Origin of the sequence: Terribacillus aidingensis, from assembly GCF_040703035.1 — a bacterium.
GTDB lineage: Bacteria > Bacillota > Bacilli > Bacillales > Amphibacillaceae > Terribacillus.
Window position 1 is genome coordinate 2,165,091 of the sequence record NZ_CP159996.1, and the last position, 25,536, is coordinate 2,190,626.

Sequence of the window (25,536 nt, forward strand, 5' to 3'; positions counted from 1 at the left end):
ATTGCGAAACTAATGGCATTAGTTTATAGTTTAACTAATATCATTAGTTTGGAGGATGATTTTATGCGTATACAAAAACAAAGCAATCTATACCAACTCACTTTTATGCCAAGACTATTCCCGGTGAACTGTTATTTAATTGAAGAAGAAGACGGACTAACATTGGTCGATGCAGCTCTAGCATCTTCAGCATCTTCTATTCTCTCGGCAGCCCGTACGATTGGTAAACCGATAACAAAAATCGTATTAACTCATGCCCATTCAGATCATATTGGCGCTTTAGACAGCTTGAAAGATGCTTTACCTGATGCAGAAGTCATGTTATCTCAGATGGAGTGGGATATACTTCAAAACGAAAAGAAAATGGAAGCTGGCCATGCCATCAAGGGCGGTTACCCAAAAAATATTAAGACTAAGCCAGATAGGTTCTTAAGCGATGGTGATCGTGTCGGGTCACTTGAAGTGATAGCAGCGCCAGGGCACACACCAGGTATGCTGGCATTGTTCGACCATCGAGATGGTGCCCTTCTTGTGGGAGACGCGTTTCAGCTTCGAGGCGGAATAGCAGTATCCGGTGATTTAAGATGGCAGTTTCCATTTCCCAGCTGGGCTACCTGGCATAAACAAATCTCCGTTCAAACTGCTAAGAAGCTAGCCGACTTAGAACCTAAAATCTTAGCTGTTGGACATGGAGATTTGCTTCATGAACCGTTGGCGCATATGCAACAAGCTATTCTGCGTGCCGAAAAAGGAGAAAGAATACATGCCTAGAATGCAGCTTACGAAAACAATGATTATCGACACCGCTCTATCCTTAGCAGAACAACAAGGATACGAAGCAGTCACAATGGCAAATATCGCCCGCTCCTTATCTATTAAGCCGCCTTCTTTGTATAATCACTTCAAAAACTTAGAAGAAATCAAGCATGAAATGGCTGAAATGGCTCAAATTCAACTGTATGACGCTTTAAAAGGAACAGAACAAACAGCACAGCCATTATTGTCACTAGCAAAGGCCTATGTCCATTTCGGTTCGTCTCATCCAGGTCTGTATGCCTCCTCCCTGCCAGGCGGAACCGGAGAAGTTGGTGAAAAGCTTGTACAGCTTATAGCTGATGGTTTAACAGCATTCTCATTAGATGAAACAGAAGAAATCCATGCTATCAGAGGATTTCGCAGCATGCTGCACGGCTTCATTGATTTAAATAAACATGCTGGATTTAAACTTGATGTTGATTTGGAGAGATCACTTGAACATATGGTTGGAATATTTGAACGAGGTATAAAATCATAAACAAAGCCACCAGATAATGATCTGGTGGCTTTTATTTTAGTAGTTCGTGTCACTTCCAAAGAAGTTCTTGAACGACTGGATATTCGTCGCACGGTTCATCTCGGCGATGGATGTTGTCAACGGAATACCTTTCGGGCAGACCTGAACACAGTTCTGAGAGTTACCGCAGCTGCCGATACCGCCTTCACCCATCAATGCTTCCAGACGTTCCCCTTTGTTCATTGCACCAGTTGGATGGGCATTGAACAAACGAACCTGGGAAATCGGTGCTGGGCCGATGAAATCTGATTTATCGTTTACGTTCGGGCATGCTTCCAAACACACGCCGCAAGTCATGCATTTGGAAAGCTCATATGCCCATTGGCGTTTCTTCTCTGGCATACGCGGACCAGGTCCTAGATCGTACGTACCATCAATCGGTACCCAAGCTTTGACTTTTTTCAGGCTGTCGAACATTTGAGAGCGGTCCACAGCCAAATCACGGATGATTGGGAACGTAGACATTGGCTCTAGACGAATTGGCTGCTCCAGTTTATCGATAAGTGCCGCACAAGACTGTCTTGGCGTACCGTTGATAACCATGGAACATGCTCCGCAAACCTCTTCCAGACAGTTCATATCCCAATAGATAGGGGTCGTTTCCTTGCCTTCCGCATTCACCGGGTTTCTCCGGATCTCCATCAAAGCAGAGATGACGTTCATATTCTCCCTGTATGGTACGTGGAAGGTTTCTTCATAAGGGGCGCTACTCGGATCATTCTGACGTGTCACAATAATTGTTATCGTCTCTTGCTTCGTTTTCGTCGCTTCCATTATGCTTTTGCCTCCTTCGCTTTCGCTTGGCTGTAGTCACGTTTTCTCGGCACGATATAGGAAGTGTCTACTTCTTCATAATAGATGTCTGGTGAGTTGGAAGATTCATCATATCTAGCCATTGTAGTCTTCAAGAATTCTTCATCGTTACGTTCTGGGAACTCTGGTTTGTAATGGGCGCCCCGGCTTTCATTCCGCATATACGCTCCAATTGTCATAACACGAGCTAAATGCAGCATGTTTTTCAGCTGGCGGGTGAACATAACACCTTGGTTGCTCCAAAGGGATGTATCATGGATGTTGATATTGTTCCAGCGCTCTTGCAGCTCCTGCAATTTGTCATCCGTTTTCAGCAATTTGCTGTTTTCACGAACTACTGTCACGTTATCCGTCATCCATTCGCCTAGCTCACGATGCAGCTTGTATGCATTTTCTTTCCCGTCCATCTTTATCATCTTATCGAAGTTTGCCTGCTCTTTTGCAAGTGCATCATCGAATAATTTGCTGGAGATGTCAGCAGCATGCTTATCCAGTCCGTCGATATATTTGATTGCATTCGGTCCGGCAACCATTCCGCCGTATATTGCGGACAGAAGGGAGTTCGCACCAAGACGGTTTGCACCATGCTGGGAGTAATCACATTCTCCAGCTGCAAAGATTCCCGGAATGTTTGTCATCTGATCATCACTGATCCAAAGACCGCCCATAGAATAATGGACTGCCGGGAAGATCTTCATTGGAACCTTACGTGGATCATCACCAGCGAATTTTTCATAAATTTCAATGATACCGCCCAGTTTGACATCCAGCTCTTTTGGATCCTTATGGGAAAGATCAAGATAAACCATGTTCTCGCCGTTGATACCAAGCTTTTGGTTAACACATACATCGAAGATTTCACGCGTTGCAATATCACGTGGTACCAAGTTTCCGTACGCTGGGTATTTCTCTTCAAGGAAGTACCAAGGCTCACCATCTTTGTACGTCCAAACACGACCGCCTTCTCCGCGAGCGGATTCACTCATGAGACGGAGCTTATCGTCACCAGGTATGGCTGTAGGATGAATCTGAATGAACTCTCCATTCGCATAAATTGCGCCTTGCTCATACAAAGCTCCAGCAGCAGAACCCGTGTTGATGATGGAGTTCGTCGATTTTCCGAAGATGATACCAGGACCGCCTGTCGCCATGATGACTGCATCTGCCCTTAACGCGCGCAATTCATGGGATTGGATATTCTGTGTCAGGATACCGCGTCCGACACCTTCCTCATCAATGATGGCATGAACGAATTCCCAGCCTTCATATTTTGTTACCAGACCTGCTGTTTCAAAGCGTCTCACCTGCTCATCAAGTGCATAAAGCAGCTGTTGACCAGTCGTTGCACCAGCATAAGCTGTCCGGTGATATTGCGTACCCCCGAAACGACGGAAATCAAGCAGTCCCTCTGGTGTCCGGTTGAACATAACTCCCATCCGGTCGAGCATATGGATTATACTTGGTGCTGCATCGCACATTCCTTTTACAGGACCTTGGTTGGCAAGGAAATCGCCACCGTAAACCGTATCATCGAAATGCTCCCAAGTGGAGTCACCCTCCCCCTTCGTATTGACCGCTCCGTTGATGCCTCCCTGTGCACAAACGGAGTGGGAGCGTTTTACCGGAACAATGGATAATAAATCTACATGAACGCCGGCTTCTGCTGCTTTGATGGTTGCCATCAAGCCTGCAAGACCCCCGCCGACAACAACTATATTTCGTTTACTCATTTCTTTAAGTCCCCTCTCTTAAAGCCGCTATCTTATACGCCCATACCGAATGCCAGCAAAGAGCGTATCCCCAAATACGTTACGCCTAGGAACACAAGCAGCGTCGCATATGTTGCAATTCGCTGGGAACGCGGAGAAACAGTGATTCCCCATGTAACCAGGAAGCTCCATAAGCCGTTCGCGAAATGGAACGTTGTGGAAATGACGCCAATCAAGTAGAACCAGAAGAAGAATGGCTGTGTCAAAATCGCTTCCATGAAATCGAAATCAATTGATTCTTGCGTGAAGATCGTGATAACGCGAGTCTGATACACATGCCATGCGATGAATATCAGTGTCACGATACCAGTGATCCGCTGCAGCAGAAACATCAGGTTTCGGAAGTATCCATATCTTCTCGTATTGTTCTTGCCTGTCAGTACGATGTACACACCGAGAATGGCATGATACAGGATCGGTATGTAGATGACGACCCATTCCAGCACGAATCGGAATGGAAGATTGTGCATGAAACCGGCAGCAGTATTGAAGCTGCCGCTTCCGTATGCAGCAAAGTGGTTAATGACCAAGTGCTGGATAAGGAAGATTCCGATTGGAAGCACTCCTAACAACGAATGAAGCCTGCGGTAGAAAAACTCTCGATTCTCGTTCATACGTACCCCCTCAGTAGCTCTCTGAATTAACAGAATGATTGCGTTTTCATATTCGATTAAAAATAAAACCGATTGAAAACTGAATCCGTTCTTAACAATATTATTGTATAACTATCAAATTTAGGCGTCAAGAAAACGCTTTAAAAAATTTACTAATCTCTTTTTTTATTTTATATAAATCAATCGATTAACGATGAATTTTGTCAGTTTCATAAACATTGTCAATTCAGCCAAAAGACATTGGCAGTTTACCTAGTTTTCATGGTAAAGTGAGTAAAGATACTTTGTAATTGCAACCAGGCGGGAAAGGAAGACATGCATGCAAAAGAAAATGCAAGAATTCGACAAGGATTATATGGAACAGCTCATCACTCATGGTGCCGGTCACGATATATTGCGTTTTGTCAGTTTACCAGACTTATTAGGTGAGGACGCTTCCTCCATCCTTTATGTGATGGGAAAAAAACTGGCACGAAAAGTAAACCCGACATCCATGGAACAAGTTGAGGACTTCTTCATCCAGATGGGCTGGGGGAACTTGAGCCTTATCAAACAGAAACGACAAGAAATGACATTCGAACTCTCTGGAGCACCAGTCTTACATAGATGGAAGGTCGGAGTCGGAAAAGAATACCGAATGGAAGCAGGCTTCCTCGCTGCAAGCATCGAGCAGATCAAGGAACTTGCCTGTGAATGTGTAGACGAAAATGTACCTAAAAAAGAACATGTTCAATTCAATGTGTACTTTGCTAAGGAAGATTGATGGATACAACATATAATGGAGAATGACGTGTGTTTCTTGCACGTCATTTTTAATGCTTTTCTCGCTTTATACAGGCTGTTTAGAACTATCTATTCAAGTACTTCCTTCCAGCTGTCCATTGATAATAAAAGAACAATACATAAAATCTAGCACGCTCGTATTCTATAAATTCACGATGAAACACAGGATATTCTTTTAATAAGATGTCGTTCTGGTTACCCCACTCCGGATGACGTAAAAAGAAGTTCAAGCTGCACCAATAGATTAGTCCCCTTTCAGGAAGATTACCTCTTCCCAGATGATATACAGCTCCTGCAATTTCCATCCAATGCGTATTCCAGTCTGCTAAATCCAACTCCTCCATCATTGTGTTATGTGCTATCATTCGCTGCAATTCCGTATTAGGAAACGGCTTCATTAAACGAAGTGCTAAAAGTTCATCTACCGTTTTTGTCCATCTTTCCCGAACAACAGTCCGTACAAGCTGTCGATGATATGACGTGGTCATGGTAATATATTTATCATCCTTCATATATCTCCTCATTTCATTTGGTCTAACATTATTGTTACATTTAAACAATAAATTTATTAACTATGTACTTATTTATCTGGAAATAACTTTAAACATACATGTCATATTAGGTGCATAATCTTTAAAATCATACCTTTTATGACATGCTTCATTTCGTTTTGAAGCAAATAATCCTATAAAGGCTTTGTCCTGGGCATTCTCTTGGAGGATTTTTTGGACTTGTGTTCAGCAGGGGATTGGTAATTAATGTTAAATTGAGTATAGCATAGATCACAAAGTATCAAACAATAATTGCTCACAACAAAACCAGGCCTATCTTAGGCCTGGTTTTCATCTTGCTATTCTTCTGCAACTTCCTCAGGATTATTCAAATGGTTCAAAATAACTTGAGCGGTCGGTGCCGGAATTCCTAGCTTAGTAATTTCTTCTACGCTTGCTTCTTGAATTGCTGTCACTGATTTAAAGTGACGCATGAGCAGTCTTCTGCGCTTCTCGCCGACTCCTGGAATATCGTCCAGCTTCGATTTGATCGCACTCTTCCCGCGCAGCTGGCGATGGAAGCTGATGGCGAAACGGTGCACTTCATCCTGGATACGCTGCACCAAATAGAAATCTTGGGCGTTCCGTTCGAAATCTACAACGACTGGCGGTGTTCCGTACAGCAATTCACTTGTCCTGTGCTTGTCATCCTTAGCAAGGCCGCAAACTGGTATATCAAGTCCAAGTTCGTCCTCCAGCACTTCGATTGCTGCGCTCATTTGTCCTTTTCCGCCGTCAATGACAATCAGGTCAGGCAAAGGCAAATTATCCTGCAGCACCCGCTTATATCGCCTGCGAATGACTTCTCGCATCGTATCGTAATCATCAGGACCTTTTACATCACGTATCTTGTACTTGCGATATTCCTTCTTATCCGGACGGCCATCGGTAAAGACGATCATTGCAGATACCGGATCGCTTCCTTGGATATTGGAGTTATCGAATGCTTCGATACGGTGCGGTGTCGCTATATTGAGCTTCTCTCCGAGAGATTCAACCGCCTTGATTGTCCGGTCCTCATCACGCTCGATAAGTGAGAATTTCTCCTTGATGGCGATTTTCGCATTCTTTCCTGCAAGCTCGACAAGCTCTTTCTTTCGGCCGCGATATGGAATGGCTACATCCGTTTCCAAAAGCTGCTGCAATCCCTCAACGTTTGTACCGATCGGGACGAGCACTTGCTTTGGCAGCAAATGGTTTTGGTGCAGATAGAAACGCCCGACAAAAGTAAGGAATGTTTCCTCGGGTTCATCGAAGAACGGGAACATACTTACATCGCGTTCGATCAGCTTGCCTTGGCGGATGAAGAATACTTGCACACACATCCAGCCTTTGTCGTATGCGAAGCCGAAAACATCGCGGTCTGTCTGATCCGTCAATGTCATCTTCTGCTGCTCCATGACAGATTCAATATGCTGGATTTGGTCGCGCAGCTCTTTCGCACGCTCGAAATCGAGCTCTTCAGCTGCTTCCTGCATCTTCTGCTGTAAATCCTTCTTGATCTGATGGTGTCCCCCGTTTAAGAATGTCGTGATATTCTGTACGATATTACGGTTCGTCTCCTGCGAGACAGGATAAACACAAGGACCAAGACATTGGTGCATGTGGTAATACAAGCAGACGCGGTCCGGCATCGTATTACATTTGCGCAGCGGGTATAGTCTGTCCAGCAGCTTCTTTGTCTCCCGTGCAGCGATTACGTTCGGATATGGTCCGAAGTACTTGCCTTTATCTTTTTTCACTTTTCGTGTCACCAGCAAACGCGGCTGTTCTTCTGCTGTGATTTTCAAATATGGATATGTTTTATCATCCTTCAGGAGGATGTTATATTTAGGGTCATATTTCTTGATTAGGTTCATTTCAAGAATGAGTGCTTCAATTTCGGAGGAGGTAACAATATATTCGAAATCCACAATTTCCGCGACGAGTCGCTGTGTCTTGCGGTCGTGCGCACCGGTGAAATAGGATCTGACCCGGTTGCGGAGGAGCTTGGACTTTCCGACATAAATGACCGTCCCATTTTTATCCTTCATCAAATAACAGCCAGGCTGCGGCGGCAGAACAGCGAGTTTATCCGTTATCGTCTTGTTCATTCGCTTTCCCCTTTTTCTAGTGCTTTACATAAAGGAACCCTTGCTACAAGGTTGTAACAAGGGATCTCATGTCTATTGCTTACGCGTGTTTGTTAACAAGCTCAACAAGAGCTTCTTTTGGCTGGTAACCAATTACTTGATCCACAACTTCGCCATCTTTGAAAAGAAGCAATGTCGGGATGCTCATTACGCCGAATTTACCAGCAGTAGCTTGGTTTTCATCTACGTCAAGTTTCACGATTTTAACTTTATCGCTCATTTCTCCGTCGATTTCTTCCAATACAGGTGCGATCATTTTACAAGGTCCGCACCAAGTTGCCCAAAAGTCAGCAAGGACAAGTCCTTGGCTTGTTTCTGTATTAAAGTTTGAATCAGTTGCATTTACAATTGCCATATTACATTCCTCCTAAATAAAAGCTTTCATCGAGTATAGCACTGCTGAAGTCCGTAACGCTACTAGTTTGCTTAGAAGCGTTCATTCCTAAACATCGCACTAAATACTTGCTCCTATAACATAAGATAATCCCACTGAAATAACAAGCGAAATAAATCCGACCGCACGGTTATCATTAGCGATTTCCGTGTCGATTTTGTACGTCGGCGTCAGGAATTCGAAAATAAAATAGCCTATCAGCAGCATAACAAAACCAATGGAACTCCACATGATGCTCTGGAGGATACCATCATTATGTTCATAGGAGAAGCGAAGCACGTTCGCTATACCGAACATCTTACCGCCTGTTGCCATTGCAACAGATAAATTACCCCGGCGGATTTCTTCCCAGTTCTTATAGGAAGTCACCAGCTCAAAAATAGCCATAAACACGATGATGCTCAGTACTGCTACGCTATAGCGCGCAGCTGTCAGGACGATCGTATTTTCCCAAAATGACTCCATAACCCCGTACTCCCCGCTGTTTACTGAAATTCAAGCACGGTTACACCGGTTCCGCCTTCATTCATGCCCCCAGAACGATAATTCTTCACTGCTCGGTGGCGTTTGGCAAATTCCTGCACACCTGTACGCAGGGCACCCGTTCCTTTACCATGGATGATCGATACATGAGGATATCCAGCTAGAAGCGCATCATCCACATACTTCTCGACGCGGCGCAGTGCATCCTCGTAGCGTTCCCCTCGCAAATCCAGTTCTGTGCTCACATGATAGGCGGAGCCTTTTACTGTTGCAACCGGCTTTTCTTTTAATACGTCCTGTCTCTTTACGAATTCGATGTCTTTTCGTTTCGCTTTTATTTTCATAATTCCAATTTGGAGCAAATATTCTTTGTCACTTACCTTCTCGACAACTGTTCCTTTTTGACCCAATGTCAAAAGAAGGACTTCATCCCCAGGCATAAGCTGCTTGTTTTCCTTCGTTTGCGGTGCTGCTTTTGTGCCCTTTTTCGCAAGCTCCGGTGAAGCGCCTTCCAGTCGTTTGCGGGCTTCGATGATTTCATGCTCTTTTACACTGGCTTGATTTTTCATTGTGCGAAGAGAAGCAACAATCTCTTCAGCTTCTTCCCTAGCCTGCTCGACAGCCTTAGCAGCCTTTTCTTCAGCCTTTTGGTACAAGCGTTCACGCTTGGCATCGAATTCCTGCCACTGCTTCTCCAACTCACGCTTCAGCGTTTCTGCTTCTTCAAGCTGTGCTCGAGCTGTTTCATAATCGTGCTCCGCTTCTCTGCGGGATGTTTCCAGTGAAGCGATCATGTTTTCTACGCTCTTCGAATCGGTACCGATCAATTCCTTGGCACTATCAATGATGGATTCCTTCAAGCCAAGTCGTCTGGAAATCTCGAATGCATTACTGCGGCCAGGAACACCGATCAGCAAGCGATATGTCGGTCTTAGTGTTTCCACATCGAACTCCACGCTCGCATTCACCACGCGGTCGCGGTTGTAGCCGTATGCCTTGAGCTCAGGATAATGTGTCGTCGCAACAACAGAAGCGCCGCGTTTGATCGTCTCATCAAGTATGCTCATCGCCAGTGCCGCACCTTCCTGCGGATCCGTACCGGCACCGAGCTCATCAAATAGTACAAGTGACTGATGATCGACTTGCTTCAGGATATCAACGATATTGACCATATGAGAGCTGAACGTACTCAAGCTCTGTTCAATGGATTGTTCATCACCGATATCTGCGAACACTTCCGTGAAGACTGCCATTTCACCGCCATCAAGCGCTGGCACCTGAAGACCTGATTGGGCCATCAGTGTAAATAACCCAATCGTTTTGATCGTAACGGTCTTACCACCAGTATTCGGACCAGTGATGACAATGGTAGAGTAATCTTCTCCAAGATCGATATCATTTGCCACTACCTGCTCTGGATCAATCAGCGGATGTCTAGCCTGCTTTAAATGAATGATACCTTTGTCATTCATTTTAGGCATAGAGCATCGCATAACTGCACCTAGCTTGGCACGTGCTGCAATGAAATCGATTTGACCAAGGATTTCGATATTCGCCAGCAAAATTGCTTCATCCTCGGCAACTCGCATACTAATTTCCTTGAGGATCCGTTCAATTTCCGCCTTTTCCTGTGCCCTTGCTTCTTGCAGCTGGTTGTTCAAATCCACTACCGCTTGTGGTTCCATGAATAAAGTCTGCCCAGAGGAAGACTGGTCATGGACGATACCGCCGATTGCCCCGCGGTATTCTTGTTTGACAGGCAGCACATAGCGGTCATTCCGGATTGTGATGATGGAATCTGACAGCATCTTGCTTTTCGATCTAGTATACGATTCAAGCTTTTCCCGCACTCGGCTTTCGTTCGTACGGATGCGGGAACGGATACCGCGGAGTCGTTCGGAGGCGCCATCCATTACTCGACCATGATCATCGATTGCACTCTTGATATGACGTTCCAAATCACTCAATGAAACAAGCTGATCAACAAGACTGCGAATGATCGGTATCTCCGGTTCTTCCAGCTCTTCGATGAAATGTTTCAAGTTCTTACCGCCATAAATCGTACTGGCAATATCAAGGCATTCGTTCGCATTTAAAATACCGCCGATCACAGCACGCTTGACGCTTGCATGGATATCATAAATGCCGCCAAGCGGTATACCGCCGCGAAGCCGGATGACAGAAGCTGCTTCATCCGTTTCAGCCTGTAGCTGTTCTACTTCTGCAAGCTCCGTCGCCGGCTCTATTTTCATGACTCTTTTTTTGCCAAGTGACGATGCTGCTTGTTCACTTAGCTTCTGTATGATTTTATCGAATTCCAGTACACGGAATATTCGTTTATTCATGTTTTCCCCCCACTTTTTACGCTGTTAGCTGCGCTTAAAAAGCTCCATCAATTGCTGCTTGGACCAGGTGTTGATGACCGTCTCTGGTTTGAGCCAGCCTTTACGAGCCATCGCCACACCGACTTCCATGAATGATAATGTTGCATAACTATGCGCATCGGTATTAACAGCAATCTTTACGCCAAGCTCTTGGGCTTTTTTCAAATATGTCCATGATAAATCCAGCCGGTTAGGGTTGGCGTTCAGCTCGATGACCGTACCTGTCTCCGCAGCCTTTTCGATGAGCCAGTCCGGATCTGCTGCATAGCCGGCTCTTCTTCCGATCAGACGGCCGGTTGGGTGAGCGATGACATTCACATTCGGATGCTCAAGCGCTGCTGTCAGACGTTCTTTGATTTGATCGGCTGATTGCGAGAAGCTGGAGTGAATTGCACCAATGACATAATCCATCTCTTGCAGGAAGTCATCGTCAAAATCCAAACGAGCATCTGGCAGAATATCCATTTCAACGCCAGCAAATATGTGAAAGTCAGGATACAACGCATTGATGCGCTCTATTTCTTCCCTTTGTTTGCGCAGCCGTTTCTCATCCAGACCATTAGCCACTTTAAGATACTTCGAGTGATCCGTTATTGCTATATAAGAGTAACCAAGCTCCATCGCCTGCTTAGCCATTTGCTCTATCGATTGGGCACCATCACTCCAAGTTGAGTGCATATGCAAATCTCCCTGGATATCTGATAGCTGAACAAGCGGTATTTCTTGTTTGAAGCTATCCAGTTCGCCTTGTGCTTCCCTTACTTCAGGAGGAATAAAGGACAAACCGAAGTGACCGAAAAATTCCTTTTCAGATTGGAAGGTAGTTAATTCCCCTGTTTCTACATTCTCAACACCGTATTCACTGATGCGCTCCCCACGTTTTTTCGCCAGCTGACGCAGCGCTACATTATGGTCGGCAGAGCCCGTGAAATGGTGAAGCGTCGTTGCAAAGGCTGCTGGTTCGATCATCCGGAAGTCTACATTGATGTCGTAGCCTTCTTCCAAGGTAACGGATACTTTCGTGTCACCTTTGGCGATGACTTCTTTCAAGTTGTCTATCGTAAGCAGCTGCTCTTGAACAGTTTTTGGATCGTTGGTTGCAATGATGAAATCCAAATCCTTCACTGTTTCCTGCATCCGCCGCAGGCTGCCTGCACGGGCAAACTGTTCGATTCCTTCTAATGATTCGAGGAAGGACTCGATTCGTTCCGCTAGCGGCAGCATCATTGCAATTGGAATACGTTCTGGTCTGGATCCGACATTTGCAAGGCCATCGAGTATCTTTTCAGCAGATTTCTTGCCGAACCCGCTTAACGATGCGACTTTACCCGATTCCACAGCTTCTTTCAAGCTAGCCGCATCGATAACGCCAAGCTCCTGATACAGCTTAGCCAGCTTTTTGCCTCCAAGACCCGGCAGATCAAGGAGCGGCACCAGCCCTTCTGGAACTTCCTCCTGCAGCTGACGTAATGTATCAGACTGTTCGTCTTTGATATATTCCTCTATAACCGCCGCCGTACCCTTTCCGATTCCGTTCAGCGACGTGAAATCCTCAATTTCATCTATGGATTGGTCATTTGCTTCCAATGCCGCTGCAGCTTTCCGGTAAGCGGACACCTTGAATGTATTTTCCCCTTTTAGCTCAAGATAAATTGCAATTGTCTCAAGCAGTTTGACTACGTCCTTTTTATTGATAGCCATACCTCTCATCCTTTCAAAACAAGGTAGAAAACCCTTGCGCACGATGCCGCAAGGGTTAAGCATTTCATCCCATCAATTCAGTGGGTAATTTATTTGCAACATGATTCAGCCATAGATCCTTGATCTCACCAGAAATATATGGTGTATGTTCCACGATCCATGCTGCGAGTATTGACCTGTCCAGCGCTTCCTGCACTGATGTGATCGGCAGCAATACCGATAGATACAATATCACGAATACGAGCAGATAGATTTCAACGAAGCCGAGAACGCCGCCGAGTAGCTTATTCACAGAGCGCAAAATCGGCAAGTCTGCAATGAAATCCAGCATGGATCCGATGATATGCAGGATGATTTTCGTCGCAAAGAACAAAATTGCGAACGCAATTGCATTGTAAAATACCTGATCGAGCGGTACTGCTCCGAATATATCGGACCAAGCGCTATCGGAAGATATATCCGGATACGGAATCCAAAGTTCGAGCTTTGGTGCGAGCTGATCATAATATATAGCTGCAACTATGAATGATACGACAAAGCTTGCTAAATGGAACAGCTGCATGATGAAGCCACGCTTTAAGCCGACGAGTACGCCGAACAGGAGCATGGCGATGATAAGTAAATCAATCATTATCCTTTCTAGCCTCTTTCCTTGTAATAGAGCCTAGCAATTGTGCATACTCTTCTTTCAGTTTTAAATAATCGTTAGTTGTATTCACAGCCGTCAGGACGGCCAATTTCGCGGTATCAAGATTCGGATTTGCTTGATGGATCTCCGACATCTTCTGATCGACAAGGCTTGCCACCATCCGCATGCGATGAGCTGGCTCTTGTCCGACGATTGTATAGGACCGGTTATGTATCTCAACCGTAACACGTGTTTTATCAGATTGGGACACGTTATCTCCCCTCACTTCTCTTATAATACTAGTCTTTATAGTAACATGAAGGTGTCGATTTAGGAAACTATTCTGTATAGACAAACGGCGTGCTATACTAATTGTCAGATTGGAGAGATGAACGTGGGACAAATTGTTTTACAATTGCCGCTGGACACAATCCAGCAGATGAAAGCAACTTACAGCCGTAATGAGAAACCAGCACCTCCAGGAGCCATCTTTTCGGCGAAGACACCTAGCTGTGCCATTACCGCTTACAAATCCGGAAAAGTACTCTTCCAGGGTAAAGCACCAGAAGCGGAGGCCGACAAATGGGGAAGTGCACCAGCTGGTCCGAAAAAACCAGTCCCGAAATCAGGTGTCAAAGATCTCAAACATCCTGCTCCAAAAGGAACCGCAGGCCCGAAACCAAGTGTCAATGATCACAGATACGCCCCTGCCCCGGCCTTATTCGCTTCTTCCCATATCGGTTCAGATGAAGCAGGCACGGGTGACTTCTTCGGGCCGATTACGGTTGCGAGTGTGTATGTAGACCAAAGTCAATTCGCCCTACTGAAAGAGCTCGGCGTCAAAGACTCCAAGCTTTTAAAGGATGATGCAATCCAGCGAATCGCCAAGGATCTGATGCATGTTGACCTTCCTTATTCCCTGCTCGTCATGCGCAATGAAAGATACAATCAACTCCAGCAGCGCGGCTGGTCCCAAGGGAAGATGAAAACGATGCTGCATCATCACGCCATACAGAAACTGCTGGCCAAAATTGCCCCGACCAAGCCAGAGGGAATCTTGATTGACCAATTCCAGCTGCCATCAACTTATATCAAACACCTTGCTACAGAAGGGGAGAGGCTTCAGCAGAACGTGAGCTTTATGACAAAGGCAGAAAGCCATTCACTTGCCGTTGCTGCTGCATCAATTATTTCCCGAGCTAGCTTTGTTAGGGAAATGGATAAACTGTCCAAACAGGCAGGCTTCACGATTCCAAAAGGAGCCAGCGCTGCTGTCGATCAAGCCGCAGGACGCCTTATCCGTACACACGGCCGACAGGCATTGCCTGTGTTTACGAAAATGCATTTTGCTAATAGTGCAAAAGCAGAAAAGTATATCTAACGGCCGTATCCGCGGCGGCTGTTTGATTTCCTTGTCCGAACAAGCCTGCCCGCAGGCTGTTTTCGGATCCATTTGATATATTTGGAAAGTTTCTCATCCGCTCGCAAGTCTTCGATACTAGGCAGCCTTGCAGCAAGCTCCTCATTTGTATATAAAGCATGGATTTGCTTATGGCATGGAATACATATCATGGCTGTATCCAGAAATGTGCCTCCCATTTCCTTCGGGATCAGATGATGCTCTGTCAAGGTGACCTCGTCCCTGCCGCAGAGCGCACATCTGCCTGTTTGCTGTTTCGCCATCTCTATCCCCTCGCTTACTACCAGTATAGACAGGAATTATGCCTTTTAACGTTATAATTCCCGATAATAGTGAAGCGACACTTGCGTTTCCCCCATGATTTATTCACCCAATGAAAAAAGGATAGCTAGAATCTCACGATTCTGCTATCCCTTTAACTTAGCTTCTCAATTCTGCTTCGTGCTTCTCTTTCACAGCTTCAATGATGCTGTTATAAGATGCTTCTACTTCTTCATCTGTCAGCGTGCGTGTCGGATCCTGGTAAAGCACCGTGTAGGCAATTGACTTCTTGCCTGCTTCCATGTGCTCGCCTTGATACACATCGAAGATCTGCACTTGCTGAACAAGCTCTCCGCCTGCTTCCTGGATTGTGCGCTGGATGTCGCCTGCATGTGCTGCTTCATCCACAACTAGTGCGATATCCCTTGTAACGGAAGGATGACGCGGAATCGTGCGGAAGCTTGGTACTTCTTCATACTGATCCATCAAATAAGCGATGTCCAAATCGAACACATATGTTTCCTTAAGATCAAAAGCTTTTTGAACTGTCGGGTGCAGCTGGCCGACTACGCCGACAACTTTGCCGTTAAGGGAAACTTTTGCCGTACGTCCTGGATGGTAGCCAACAACCTCTGATTGCTGGAATACAGGTTCAAGATCAAGCTGTGTAAAGATTCCTTCCACGATTCCTTTCGCTACATAAAAATCGACAGGTTTCTTCTCCTGCTGCCACGGCTGTTCCATCCAAGTACCAGTTAAAGCACCAGCAAGACGAGCTGTTTCGTTCGGCTGCTCGGTAATCTGTTCTTCTTTGGACAGGAATACACGGCCAAATTCGAAGTAGCCTAGGTTCTCTTGCTTACGAGCCACGTTATAGGAAAGTGTATCAACAAGCTCTGGAATAATGCTAAGGCGCAAATGACTGTGATCTTCACTCATCGGCATTTTCAATTTAACAGGGTACACTGTCTGTTCCAATACATCAGGACTTACAAGCATTTCTGTGCGCGCTTTGCTTGTAAGCGAGTATGTGATGGTTTCCATCAGTCCGGCACCTTGCAAGTACTGCTTCAGCTGACGTTTCAAATATTGTTTTGTCGTCAGCTTACCTGCGAAGGCTTCACCTTCTGGCAATGTATAAGGAATATTATCATAACCGTAAATACGAGCGATTTCCTCCAGCATATCCTCGAACAAGCTGATGTCCCCGCGTCTTGTTGGTACAGACACAGTGAACTGACTGTTGTCTTGTTCAAAACCGAACTGCAATCTTGTCAGGATGGACGCGATTTCTTCATTAGAAATTGTTGTGCCTAGGCGATTATTCACACTTGCTGTATCGATCTTGACTTGCTTCTCTTCACGATCCAGCTCGTCGAATGCCACAATACCCTGTGCAATCTTGCCGCCAGCATACTCAGCAAGAAGACGAGCTGCATATGCACCTGCTCGTTCCACACGATTTGGGTCGATGCCTTTTTCATAGCGTGCACTCGCTTCACTGCGCAAGTTATGATGCTTGCTGGAGCGGCGGATAGCACGTGCATCGAAATATGCCGCCTCAAGCAATACCGTTTTCGTATCTACGGAAACCTCGGAGTTTGCGCCACCCATCACACCAGCGAGCGCGATTGGCTCAGCACCGTTTGTAATGACAATTTCATCACCCTTTAAAGTGCGCTCCTGATCATCTAGTGTTTGGATTGTTTCGCCCTCTTTTGCAGTTCGAACTACGATTTCCTTTGTTGCCACTTTGTCATAATCAAACGCGTGTAGCGGCTGTCCGTAAACGAGCAGTACATAGTTCGTAATATCTACAACATTATTGATTGGACGAATGCCTGCTGCTATTAAGTAATTGCGCATCCAAAGCGGTGAAGGAGCAATTGTAACGTCTTCAATGACGAACGCGCCGTAATATGGGTTAAGCTCGCCATCTTCCACTTTCACTGATACAAGGTCAGCTGCCTTGCTGCCGCTTGTCGGATACGTCTCTTCCGGCTGCTTGACTTCCTTATCAAGGATAGCTGCCACTTCATAAGCAACGCCCAGCATGCTCATTGCATCAGCACGGTTTGGAGTCAATCCAAGCTCCAAGATGACATCATCCAAGTTAAGCAGTTCTGCTACTGGCGTACCAACTTCCGTTTCTTCCGGGAAAACAAAGATTCCTTCTGCGAATTCCTTCGGTACGAATTTCTCATCGATTCCAAGCTCCTGCAGTGAGCAGACCATACCGTTCGATTCCACTCCGCGAAGCTTGGCTTTTTTGATTTTTACGCCGCCTGGAAGACGTGCTCCTGGCAATGCTGCAGCAATCTTTTGTCCTTGAGCGACATTCGGAGCACCGCAGATGATCTGGTATGTCTCTGTGCCAACATTGATTTGGCAAAGATTCAGTTTGTCAGCATTAGGATGCTGTTCACAGCTCTCCACGTATCCCACAACAACATTCGTGCTTTCTGGTGCCACGCGTTCAATACTTTCTACTTCAATTCCGGAGCGCGTGATTCTTTCAGCCAGCTCCTCCGGGGTAATATTATCTATGTCTACATATTGCTTCAGCCAATTCAAAGATACATACATCGTTTTTGCCTCCCGTTATGCCTTATGGTATTGCGATAGGAATCGTACATCATTTGTATAGAAGTGACGGATATCATCAACACCGTACCTAAGCATTGCAATCCGCTCAACACCCATACCGAATGCGAAGCCTGAATATTCTTCCGGATCATAGCCGCTCATGCGCAGTACATTGGAATGCACCATACCAGCACCTAGGATTTCGATCCAGCCAGTATGCTTACACACGTTACAGCCTTTACCGTCACAAACCTTACATGTTACATCGACCTCAACAGAGGGCTCTGTGAACGGGAAGAAGCTTGGACGCAATCGGATTTCGCGGTCGGCTCCGAACAATTTACGGGAGAATTCCAGCAGAACACCTTTCAAGTCACTCATGCGTACATTTTTGTCGACTAGCAGTCCTTCGATTTGGGTGAACTGATGGGAATGCGTTGCATCATCTGTATCACGTCGGTACACAATACCTGGGCAAATCATTTTGATTGCTTTGTTGCCGTCGTATTCACGCATCGTACGCGCTTGAACCGGAGAAGTCTGCGTGCGTAAAAGCAAGTTATCTGTAACATAGAAGCTGTCCTGCATATCCCGTGCAGGGTGGTCCTGCGGCAGGTTCAATGCTTCAAAGTTGAAATAATCCGTTTCCACTTCCGGACCTTCTTTTATCTCAAATCCCATCCCGAGGAAAAGATCTTCCACTTCTTCAATGATGCTAGTCAAAAGATGAGGCCCGCCTGTTTTGACAGGTCGTCCTGGCAATGTGACATCGATTGCCTCTTTTTGAAGCTGTTCATTCAGTGCTGCTTCTTCCAGCAGATTCTTTTTATTATCTAACGCAGTCGCAATTGCCTCACGGACTTTGTTTGCCAATTCACCAATAACCGGACGTTCTTCAGGAGAAAGTTTTCCCATTCCGCGAAGTACTTCTGTAATCGGACCTTTTTTCCCTAAATAAGCGACACGTACATCCTGCAAGCTCTGCAGGTTGTCTGCTTGCTGTACTTTCTCGATGGCTTCTGCTTGTAATGCTACGAGCTTTTCTCTCATGCTTTTGCCTCCTATGATTTTTGAGCATAAAAAAAGCCCCTCCCTCCGAAAAGGGACGAGCTTTCATTCGCGGTACCACCCTTGTTGGTATACATGTATACCCAACTTGAAGCTTGATAACGGATTTAGCAATCCGGATACACCTTTACTTGTCATCGACAAGGTCCCGGTGCCTGCTCCAGAGTGAAGGTTCATCCGCTGCCGCAACCGGCATGCTCTCAGTCTTAGGCATGCCTTCCTGTTGTTGCGATCCGCAGGGATTACTGACTCTTTCCACGCATCTCAATATTAATCTTGTTTCATTATAGAAAATACCGGAACTTCTTGCAACCCGCTTTTACCTATTTACCGTGTGATATAGCAAAATACCCGCAGCAATACTCACATTCAGTGATTCTGCTTTACCGAAAATGGGGATCTTTACAGCCATATCGCTCTGGGCGATCAGCCGTTTGTCGATTCCTGCCCCTTCATTACCGACGAGTAATGCCGTTTTTTTCGGTGCAGTCAAATCTCTGTAATCGACAGCACCTTCTAATGCTGCTGCCCACACGGTATACCCGCTTTCCTGCAGTTCCGGCAATAGAAGTGCCAAATCGGCAGTTAGTACCGGTAAATGGAAGATAGAGCCTTGCGTAGCACGGATAACCTTGTCATTATACCGATCAGCCGAACCCTCTCCCAAGTAAACAGCATCATACCCGGCTGCATCTGCCGTACGAATGATGGTACCTAAATTACCGGGATCCTGGACAGCATCCAATAGAAGGATACGATTGTGCCGTTTCAGTTTCTTATCCTGCATCTGTACCACTGCTGCAATCCCTTGCGGTGTTTCCGTCTCCGTAATGGCTTTGAAAACATGGTCCGATACACGCACTGGCTCCAATTCCGATGCCCATTCCGGCTGTTCCGTTTCCTCACGCAATATAAGCTGGTCAATCGTCCAGCCAGCTTTGATTGCTTCTTCTGTAAGATGGAATCCCTCTACCAGGAATGTATTCGATTTTGTCCGTTCTTTCTTCCTTTTTAATTTCTGCCACTGTTTCACCTGGGCATTTTGAGTTGATGTAATCAACGCACGTTCACTTCCTCTTTCTTGACATATCCTCTATCATACATAGTTTTACGAACAGAGGTCAAACTATAAAAAAGTTTAGGAGGTGCTCATGCATGGATTTAGATATCCGACGTGCTATCTTGGCCAATATCAAGGACAACAATGAGGAACAGCTGCAAGCGACGATCACAGATTCCATCGATGGAAGAGAAGTTCTTCTGCCTGGATTAGGAGTTTTATTCGAATTGATCTGGAAAAACGCAGGCGATCAGGAGAAGCAGGAAATGGTTGATGCACTAGCTAAGGGCGTCCAAACACAAGGATAAAACTCTGCTGAAATAGGTCTTGTACCCCTGGTTCTTTTGAGCTACAATTGGACTAACAATATGTGACAGGAGATATGTTTTTTGGATACATCTTATCTGCTTTCCACACTTAGTCCGACGATGCTCGCATCTTATCAGCAACGGGTAGCCTTTTCGCCGACATCAAGTTCCAGTCATTCTTTCAGCGAGCTGCTTATGCAGACAATGAATACCGGTTCTTCGGTTAGACTGAATCCTTATGTAACGCTCAGTTCCATGACTCAAACGCAAAACGTACCCTCTGTTCAATCTGTTACAGATAGTACTGCCAAGAGTTCTGGTAACGAGACGATTGATGGTATCATCTCTGATGCTGCTTCCAGATACGGAGTCGATGAGAAACTCATCCGCTCTGTCATTCAGATGGAGTCAAACTTCGATCCATTGGCTGAAAGCGGCGTAGGTGCACAAGGTCTTATGCAGCTTATGCCAGCTACAGCAGCTGGACTCGGGGTGACCAACAGCTTCGATCCGGAGCAGAACGTGATGGCAGGCACAAAATATTTAAAACAGATGCTGGACCGCTATGACGGCAACACCAGCCTAGCTTTGGCAGCGTATAACGCCGGCCCGGGAAATGTCGATAAATATAATGGCATCCCGCCATTCAATGAAACGACGAATTATGTCCGAAAGATAATGGGCAGCTACCTAGCATAAAAAACCAGCTTCCGCTTGGAAGCTGGTTTTTTATTTAGCTATAAGTGATTTTCTCGACTGTTTCTTTGTCCAATTTCTGGATGACTGCAGTCAGAAGTTTCACGGTATTATCATAATCATCTTCATGCAGCATTGCCGCATGTGTATGGATATAGCGCGTCGGAATACCGATTGTCAATGCAGGGACACCATTGCCAGTCAGATGAATACTGCCCGCATCCGTTGCTCCGCCTTTGATTGTGTCAAACTGATAAGGAATCTTCAGCTCTTCTGCTGTTTCGATTACAAGATCACGCAGACCTATATGGGCAATGTGTGCAGCGTCATATAAAACGATCTGCGGTCCAGCTCCTAGCTTGCCTGTTGCTTCTCTGTCGCTGATGCCTGGTGTGTCACCTGCAATACCTGTATCGACTGCAAAAGCAATATCCGGTCCGATTTTATTGGCAGAAGTAGTAGCACCTCGTCTTCTTACTTCTTCTTGAACAGTACCGACACCATAGACAGTCGCTTCCTTGTCGGTATCATGCAAATTCTTCAAAATATCAATGGCTACTGCACATCCTATGCGATTATCCCAAGCTTTGGCTAGAAGCAGTTTTTCATTCTTCATCTTCGTAAACTCGAAATAAGGCACAACCGAATCACCAGGACGAACGCCGAATTCTTCTGCTTCTTCCTTACTGCTTGCACCGATATCAATGAACATTTCCTCTATAGAAGCCGGTTTTTTCCGTTTTTCAAGTGAAAGCAGATGCGGGGGCTTGGAACCGATGATGCCGACAAGCTCACCCTTTCTCGTATGAACAGTTACACGCTGTGCCAGCATGACTTGACTCCACCAGCCGCCGAGCGTCTGGAAGTACAGATAACCATTTGCATCAATACGTGTCACCATAAAGCCGATTTCATCAAGATGACCGGCAACCATCACTTTCGGACCATCTGCCTTACTGCCTTTTTGCATGGCAATCAAACTGCCGAGATTATCTGTTGTTACCTCATCGGCAAATGGGGATATATACTCGCGCATTACCTTGCGGATACCTGCCTCATCTCCGGAAACACCTGGTGCATCAGTCAAACCTTTCAGCATATTCAATTTGTCATTCATTAGGTAGTCCTCCTCCGTTTAATAGCCTTCGTCCTGTCTCGTATGATTCACTTCGTTTTTTTGCTGGTAAGCCTCCAGTATCGAGGCTTCCGTGAATCCTAGCTGCCGGCCTAGCTCCAGGAAGCTTTGGAAAAGCTTTTCATACATTCCCTGTACTGGTTCGCTGTAAAAGGCACCGATGCTACGGTACAATTCCAAAAATGCATCGGTTTGATCCATTTCGGTGGCAGCTAACGGCCCAGAGGTATATGTAAGGCCTTTATCAAGTCCGAGTGACAAAATGAAATGCAGACCATCCACATATTCCTCTAAAATGACACTTTGCTCGCTTGGACCTTTTCTGCTCCAAAATTTGAAGCAGCGGGTTTCATTGGCCAATTCCCCGATTTCAACCTGAAGCGCTAATATTTTCTTGCGGAAAAGATCGTCACGATCAGTTGATTCCAGCTTGTCTTCGATGTAAGCATCCAGCTCCCGCTGTTTATTGAATAGATATTCGTAATCCATATATAAGACTCCTTCTTGCGTTATTCCTATGTAGTGAGGGTATAGTAAAACGGATGAAACTTCTTCTTTAGCGTAATCGTATCTATACAAAAAGTAAAGGAGGCCTGCTCGCTATGAAGATTCTTTTTCTCCTGTTGCTGGCAGGTGCAGCAATTCTTTTGTTCTACACCGTCATGAAAGCAAGGAAAAACCAATTGGATGATCCCTCACACCTCAATGCAGAGGAAGTGGAATACCGCGAACAGTATGATCATTATTTCTCATTAAGCTATCGCGGCTATCGGATGATTGGTAAGAAATATCTCCAGCCAAGGGAAGACAGCATTGAAGTGACCAAGGTCGTGATGAATGCTGTACAGCCGGATCGATTAACCGGATTTTCCCGAAATGATTTATATAAGATGGAAGAATGCATCCTGAGCCATTTTCCTTATGCTTCGATTGAATGGAAGCATCCGATAAAGGAGCTCGTCCTGACAGAAATATGATAAAGCACTGGAGCTTATAGAAGCGCCAGTGTTTTATGCACTTTCTTTGAAAAATTCTTCCCATTTGATTGTAAATTCTTTTTTCCGCATCAGATAAATACATACCAGAAGGACGACCAAGACCCCAGCTATCGCTGCTGGCGGCAAGTAGCGCAGCCATGTCCCAGCAAAAGAATAGGCTGCGGCAAGCGGGATACTTGATAGAAACGAGGCTTTCCCATATGACCTCCAACTGCGGTTGGTTTCCATCAAGCAGACGCTTAAGATGTGGAAGTGAATAAATGGTACTAGCCGCATTAAGGCGACTTGACCCGTTGTAAAGCTCGTGTGCCTGCCAATCAGCTTTTGTTTCAACATGAGAATCCTGTTTGCCGACCGCGGGAAACGCTGGGCTACACCATAAAACAGCATACTGGATGCGGTAATGCCGATAATAGACAATATTGTACCGGCTACAGCACCAAACAGGATCCCTCCAGAGATACATAGGAAAACGACAGGCAGAAATAAAGCAGGTCGAAGCAGGTACAGGAGGATGAACAAAAGCGGTGCAAACAATCCACCTGTCGCGACGACCGTCAAGAGACTTACGCCAACCTGGTCCATTGCTGCTCACTCCCTCTCAGATGTCTCTAATATATATGACAGGAGACGAGCCTTTATGACAAGCACACAGCATTTATCTTACAGCAAATAAAGAATCAGCAGGACATGCATGGCGACAAGGCAAGGAAAGCCGATAACGAACGCGGTATGCTTCGTTTTATGTCGAAATGCTTGCATCCCGAGCCAGCCGCCTAGTGCGCCCCCGATGATTGCTGTGATCCACAGCCTTCTTTCACTTATGCGCCACTCGTGCTTCTTTGCTCTTTGTTTATCGATTCCCATCCAGCTGAAAAGCACGATATTGATAACTAGCAGATAGAGACTAATGACCAGCCACATATTCCTACCCCTTTCTATACAAAAAGCCGCTATCAAAGGATAGCGGCTTTTTGGCTTATTTCAATGCGTCTTTTGCTTTAGTAGCAAGTTGCGCGAATGCTTTTTCGTCAGAGATTGCAAGCTCTGAAAGCATTTTACGGTTTACTTCGATACCAGCAAGTTTAAGACCGTGCATCAAACGGCTGTAAGAAAGTTCGTTCATACGTGCAGCAGCATTGATACGTGCGATCCAAAGTTTACGGAAGTCACGTTTTTTCTGTCTGCGGTCACGGTATGCATACTGACCGGATTTGATTACTTGTTGTTTTGCAGTTTTGAATAGTGCATGTTTCGCACCATAATAACCTTTAGCTAGCTTAAGAACGCGTTTACGACGCTGACGCGTTACTGTTCCACCTTTTACACGTGGCATAGTATTCCCTCCTATAGGACAAAAAAATCTTTAATTTTATTATTTAGGTAGCATTTGTTTGATACGTTTGAAGTCACCAGCAGAAACAAGTGCATCTTTACGAAGTTTACGTTTCTGTTTAGTAGATTTATTAGCAGCCAAGTGGCTTGTGTAACCGTGGTTACGAACTACTTTTCCAGTACCTGTTTTCTTGAAACGTTTAGCGGACCCTTTGTGGGTTTTCATTTTTGGCATCGTATTTCCTCCTTATATCCTTCGGCTTACTGTTTCTCAGCTATAGGAGCTAGCATTAGGAACATGCTGCGGCCTTCCATTTTCGGTTTCATTTCAACCGTTGCAACATCCTTGCACTCTCCAGCTAGCTTTTCGAGAACTTCTTGGCCTAATTCTTTATGCGTAATGGCACGTCCGCGGAAACGAACAGAAGCCTTTACTTTATCGCCTTTTTCAAGAAACTTGCGCGCATTGCGAAGCTTCGTGTTGAAGTCATGATCCTCAATACCAGGGCTCAAACGAACTTCTTTTACGTTGATTATTTTCTGGTTTTTACGCGCTTCTTTTTCTTTCTTCTGTTGCTCGAAGCGGAATTTACCATAATCCATAATCCGGCACACGGGTGGTTTTGCGTTTGCAGCCACAAGCACCAAATCAAGATTTCTTGTTTGTGCGATTTCTAATGCTTCTTGACGGGATTTTACGCCAAGCTGGTCACCGTTTGAATCAATGAGTCGAACCTCACGTGCGCGAATTTTCTCATTGATATTCGTATCTTTGCTAATAATCATCCACCTCCAGGATATTTTGGGAAACTTATGATCGGGGACAAGATATCCGCCGCTTATCAGTTAAACATGGTTGTAAAAAAGCATAAAAAAAATGCCGGTACGCATACGGCACCCACATTTGTCCTAGAACACTGTTTTCATACCTGCCAACTGCCAAGCGGCGTCAATCAGGTGAGAAGTGGGTACTTCTGCTTGTCTCAGATCAATATTTATTTCACTTTTACAATCTTATCATAGCTGATGAATGCTGTCAATCATATTGAAGCCCAGTAATCCTGCTCAACTAATGTAACATATT

Annotated in this window: 29 protein-coding genes and 1 other annotated feature; of the genes, 7 read left to right on the forward strand and 22 right to left on the reverse strand. The window is 45.5% G+C overall.

What is annotated here, in order from left to right; translation table 11 throughout:
* Positions 1 to 63: 63 nt before the first annotated feature.
* Positions 64 to 771 carry an MBL fold metallo-hydrolase gene (locus tag ABXS78_RS11500; protein WP_366247348.1) on the forward strand — a complete coding sequence of 236 codons (708 nt, stop codon included), beginning with the start codon at positions 64 to 66 and terminating at the stop codon, positions 769 to 771.
* Positions 764 to 1,294: a TetR/AcrR family transcriptional regulator gene (locus ABXS78_RS11505; protein ID WP_366247349.1), complete on the forward strand. Its 531-nt coding sequence runs from the start codon at positions 764 to 766 to the stop codon at positions 1,292 to 1,294. Before ABXS78_RS11500 ends, ABXS78_RS11505 begins: the two co-directional genes overlap by 8 nt.
* Positions 1,295 to 1,330: 36 nt before the next feature.
* Here ABXS78_RS11505 and sdhB read toward each other — a convergent pair whose 3' ends face one another.
* From sdhB to ABXS78_RS11520, 3 genes are read right to left on the reverse strand one after another with little or no spacing between them, the layout of a single operon-like run.
* Complete coding sequence (sdhB, locus tag ABXS78_RS11510; protein WP_095222229.1) at positions 1,331 to 2,107, reverse strand: succinate dehydrogenase iron-sulfur subunit; 777 nt, start codon at positions 2,105 to 2,107, stop codon at positions 1,331 to 1,333.
* The gene (gene sdhA, locus ABXS78_RS11515; RefSeq protein WP_366247350.1) at positions 2,107 to 3,876 is read right to left on the reverse strand and encodes a succinate dehydrogenase flavoprotein subunit; all 1,770 of its coding nucleotides are present in this window, start codon (positions 3,874 to 3,876) and stop codon (positions 2,107 to 2,109) included. The genes sdhB and sdhA overlap by 1 nt, the downstream gene beginning before the upstream one ends.
* A gap of 32 nt (positions 3,877 to 3,908) precedes the next feature.
* Positions 3,909 to 4,529, reverse strand: coding sequence for a succinate dehydrogenase cytochrome b558 subunit (locus ABXS78_RS11520; RefSeq protein ID WP_366247351.1), 621 nt, complete (start codon positions 4,527 to 4,529; stop codon positions 3,909 to 3,911).
* A gap of 319 nt (positions 4,530 to 4,848) precedes the next feature.
* Here ABXS78_RS11520 and ABXS78_RS11525 point away from each other — a divergent pair, with 319 nt between their 5' ends.
* Complete coding sequence (locus ABXS78_RS11525; RefSeq protein WP_095222226.1) at positions 4,849 to 5,292, forward strand: YslB family protein; 444 nt, start codon at positions 4,849 to 4,851, stop codon at positions 5,290 to 5,292.
* A gap of 85 nt (positions 5,293 to 5,377) precedes the next feature.
* Here the strand turns inward: ABXS78_RS11525 and ABXS78_RS11530 are convergent, their stop codons facing one another.
* The 8 genes from ABXS78_RS11530 to zapA all read right to left on the reverse strand — a co-directional run bounded on the left by ABXS78_RS11530 (position 5,378) and on the right by zapA (position 13,856).
* Positions 5,378 to 5,824 carry a YxiJ family protein gene (locus ABXS78_RS11530; RefSeq protein ID WP_366247352.1) on the reverse strand — a complete coding sequence of 149 codons (447 nt, stop codon included), beginning with the start codon at positions 5,822 to 5,824 and terminating at the stop codon, positions 5,378 to 5,380.
* A gap of 338 nt (positions 5,825 to 6,162) precedes the next feature.
* On the reverse strand, positions 6,163 to 7,956 hold the full coding sequence (uvrC, locus tag ABXS78_RS11535) for an excinuclease ABC subunit UvrC (RefSeq protein WP_366247353.1): 1,794 nt from the start codon (positions 7,954 to 7,956) through the stop codon (positions 6,163 to 6,165).
* A gap of 79 nt (positions 7,957 to 8,035) precedes the next feature.
* Entirely contained in the window at positions 8,036 to 8,350 is a 315-nt protein-coding gene (trxA, locus tag ABXS78_RS11540) for a thioredoxin (protein WP_038562082.1), read from the reverse strand.
* A 99-nt stretch (positions 8,351 to 8,449) separates the two neighbouring features.
* Entirely contained in the window at positions 8,450 to 8,854 is a 405-nt protein-coding gene (locus ABXS78_RS11545) for a DUF350 domain-containing protein (RefSeq protein ID WP_038562084.1), read from the reverse strand.
* A gap of 20 nt (positions 8,855 to 8,874) precedes the next feature.
* Positions 8,875 to 11,217: an endonuclease MutS2 gene (locus ABXS78_RS11550; protein ID WP_366247354.1), complete on the reverse strand. Its 2,343-nt coding sequence runs from the start codon at positions 11,215 to 11,217 to the stop codon at positions 8,875 to 8,877.
* A 24-nt stretch (positions 11,218 to 11,241) separates the two neighbouring features.
* Positions 11,242 to 12,957 (reverse strand): DNA polymerase/3'-5' exonuclease PolX, encoded by a 1,716-nt coding sequence (polX, locus tag ABXS78_RS11555; protein WP_366247355.1) that lies wholly within the window; start codon positions 12,955 to 12,957, stop codon positions 11,242 to 11,244.
* A 64-nt stretch (positions 12,958 to 13,021) separates the two neighbouring features.
* Entirely contained in the window at positions 13,022 to 13,588 is a 567-nt protein-coding gene (locus ABXS78_RS11560) for a CvpA family protein (protein WP_366247356.1), read from the reverse strand.
* The gene (gene zapA / locus ABXS78_RS11565) at positions 13,581 to 13,856 is read right to left on the reverse strand and encodes a cell division protein ZapA (protein ID WP_038562093.1); all 276 of its coding nucleotides are present in this window, start codon (positions 13,854 to 13,856) and stop codon (positions 13,581 to 13,583) included. Before zapA ends, ABXS78_RS11560 begins: the two co-directional genes overlap by 8 nt.
* 117 nt (positions 13,857 to 13,973) lie before the next feature.
* Here zapA and rnhC point away from each other — a divergent pair, with 117 nt between their 5' ends.
* Entirely contained in the window at positions 13,974 to 14,966 is a 993-nt protein-coding gene (gene rnhC / locus ABXS78_RS11570; protein WP_366247357.1) for a ribonuclease HIII, read from the forward strand.
* Here the strand turns inward: rnhC and ABXS78_RS11575 are convergent.
* The 4 genes from ABXS78_RS11575 to ABXS78_RS11590 form a co-directional block, all read right to left on the reverse strand.
* Positions 14,963 to 15,268, reverse strand: a complete 306-nt coding sequence (locus ABXS78_RS11575) for an HNH endonuclease (protein WP_366247358.1) — start codon at positions 15,266 to 15,268, stop codon at positions 14,963 to 14,965. The genes rnhC and ABXS78_RS11575 overlap by 4 nt on opposite strands.
* Before the next feature lie 157 nt (positions 15,269 to 15,425).
* The gene (gene pheT, locus ABXS78_RS11580) at positions 15,426 to 17,852 is read right to left on the reverse strand and encodes a phenylalanine--tRNA ligase subunit beta (protein ID WP_366247359.1); all 2,427 of its coding nucleotides are present in this window, start codon (positions 17,850 to 17,852) and stop codon (positions 15,426 to 15,428) included.
* Between the two features lie 15 nt (positions 17,853 to 17,867).
* The gene (pheS, locus tag ABXS78_RS11585; RefSeq protein WP_366247360.1) at positions 17,868 to 18,902 is read right to left on the reverse strand and encodes a phenylalanine--tRNA ligase subunit alpha; all 1,035 of its coding nucleotides are present in this window, start codon (positions 18,900 to 18,902) and stop codon (positions 17,868 to 17,870) included.
* A 337-nt stretch (positions 18,903 to 19,239) separates the two neighbouring features.
* Positions 19,240 to 19,980, reverse strand: a complete 741-nt coding sequence (locus ABXS78_RS11590) for an RNA methyltransferase (RefSeq protein ID WP_366247361.1) — start codon at positions 19,978 to 19,980, stop codon at positions 19,240 to 19,242.
* 95 nt (positions 19,981 to 20,075) lie between these two features.
* Here ABXS78_RS11590 and sspI point away from each other — a divergent pair, with 95 nt between their 5' ends.
* Positions 20,076 to 20,288, forward strand: a complete 213-nt coding sequence (gene sspI / locus ABXS78_RS11595) for a small acid-soluble spore protein SspI (protein WP_095222213.1) — start codon at positions 20,076 to 20,078, stop codon at positions 20,286 to 20,288.
* Between the two features lie 81 nt (positions 20,289 to 20,369).
* Positions 20,370 to 20,987 carry a lytic transglycosylase domain-containing protein gene (locus tag ABXS78_RS11600; RefSeq protein WP_366247362.1) on the forward strand — a complete coding sequence of 206 codons (618 nt, stop codon included), beginning with the start codon at positions 20,370 to 20,372 and terminating at the stop codon, positions 20,985 to 20,987.
* A 34-nt stretch (positions 20,988 to 21,021) separates the two neighbouring features.
* On the opposite strand, the gene ABXS78_RS11605 is transcribed toward ABXS78_RS11600, so the two are convergent.
* Positions 21,022 to 22,101, reverse strand: coding sequence for a M42 family metallopeptidase (locus ABXS78_RS11605; protein WP_366247363.1), 1,080 nt, complete (start codon positions 22,099 to 22,101; stop codon positions 21,022 to 21,024).
* Between the two features lie 18 nt (positions 22,102 to 22,119).
* The gene (locus ABXS78_RS11610) at positions 22,120 to 22,608 is read right to left on the reverse strand and encodes a dUTP diphosphatase (protein ID WP_366247364.1); all 489 of its coding nucleotides are present in this window, start codon (positions 22,606 to 22,608) and stop codon (positions 22,120 to 22,122) included.
* A 113-nt stretch (positions 22,609 to 22,721) separates the two neighbouring features.
* Here ABXS78_RS11610 and ABXS78_RS11615 point away from each other — a divergent pair, with 113 nt between their 5' ends.
* Entirely contained in the window at positions 22,722 to 23,096 is a 375-nt protein-coding gene (locus tag ABXS78_RS11615; RefSeq protein WP_366247365.1) for a hypothetical protein, read from the forward strand.
* A gap of 33 nt (positions 23,097 to 23,129) precedes the next feature.
* Here the strand turns inward: ABXS78_RS11615 and ABXS78_RS11620 are convergent, their stop codons facing one another.
* From ABXS78_RS11620 to infC, 5 genes are all read right to left on the reverse strand, one after another.
* Positions 23,130 to 23,702 (reverse strand): VTT domain-containing protein, encoded by a 573-nt coding sequence (locus ABXS78_RS11620; protein ID WP_366247366.1) that lies wholly within the window; start codon positions 23,700 to 23,702, stop codon positions 23,130 to 23,132.
* Between the two features lie 78 nt (positions 23,703 to 23,780).
* Positions 23,781 to 24,035 carry a DUF1294 domain-containing protein gene (locus tag ABXS78_RS11625; protein WP_366249928.1) on the reverse strand — a complete coding sequence of 85 codons (255 nt, stop codon included), beginning with the start codon at positions 24,033 to 24,035 and terminating at the stop codon, positions 23,781 to 23,783.
* A 61-nt stretch (positions 24,036 to 24,096) separates the two neighbouring features.
* Complete coding sequence (gene rplT, locus ABXS78_RS11630) at positions 24,097 to 24,453, reverse strand: 50S ribosomal protein L20 (RefSeq protein WP_095222202.1); 357 nt, start codon at positions 24,451 to 24,453, stop codon at positions 24,097 to 24,099.
* Between the two features lie 39 nt (positions 24,454 to 24,492).
* A complete protein-coding gene (rpmI, locus tag ABXS78_RS11635; RefSeq protein WP_095222200.1) occupies positions 24,493 to 24,687 on the reverse strand; it encodes a 50S ribosomal protein L35 in 195 nt (64 codons plus the stop codon).
* A 26-nt stretch (positions 24,688 to 24,713) separates the two neighbouring features.
* Positions 24,714 to 25,238, reverse strand: coding sequence for a translation initiation factor IF-3 (gene infC / locus ABXS78_RS11640; RefSeq protein WP_095222198.1), 525 nt, complete (start codon positions 25,236 to 25,238; stop codon positions 24,714 to 24,716).
* Between the two features lie 79 nt (positions 25,239 to 25,317).
* Positions 25,318 to 25,438, reverse strand: a sequence feature (ribosomal protein L20 leader region).
* Positions 25,439 to 25,536: the final 98 nt, after the last annotated feature.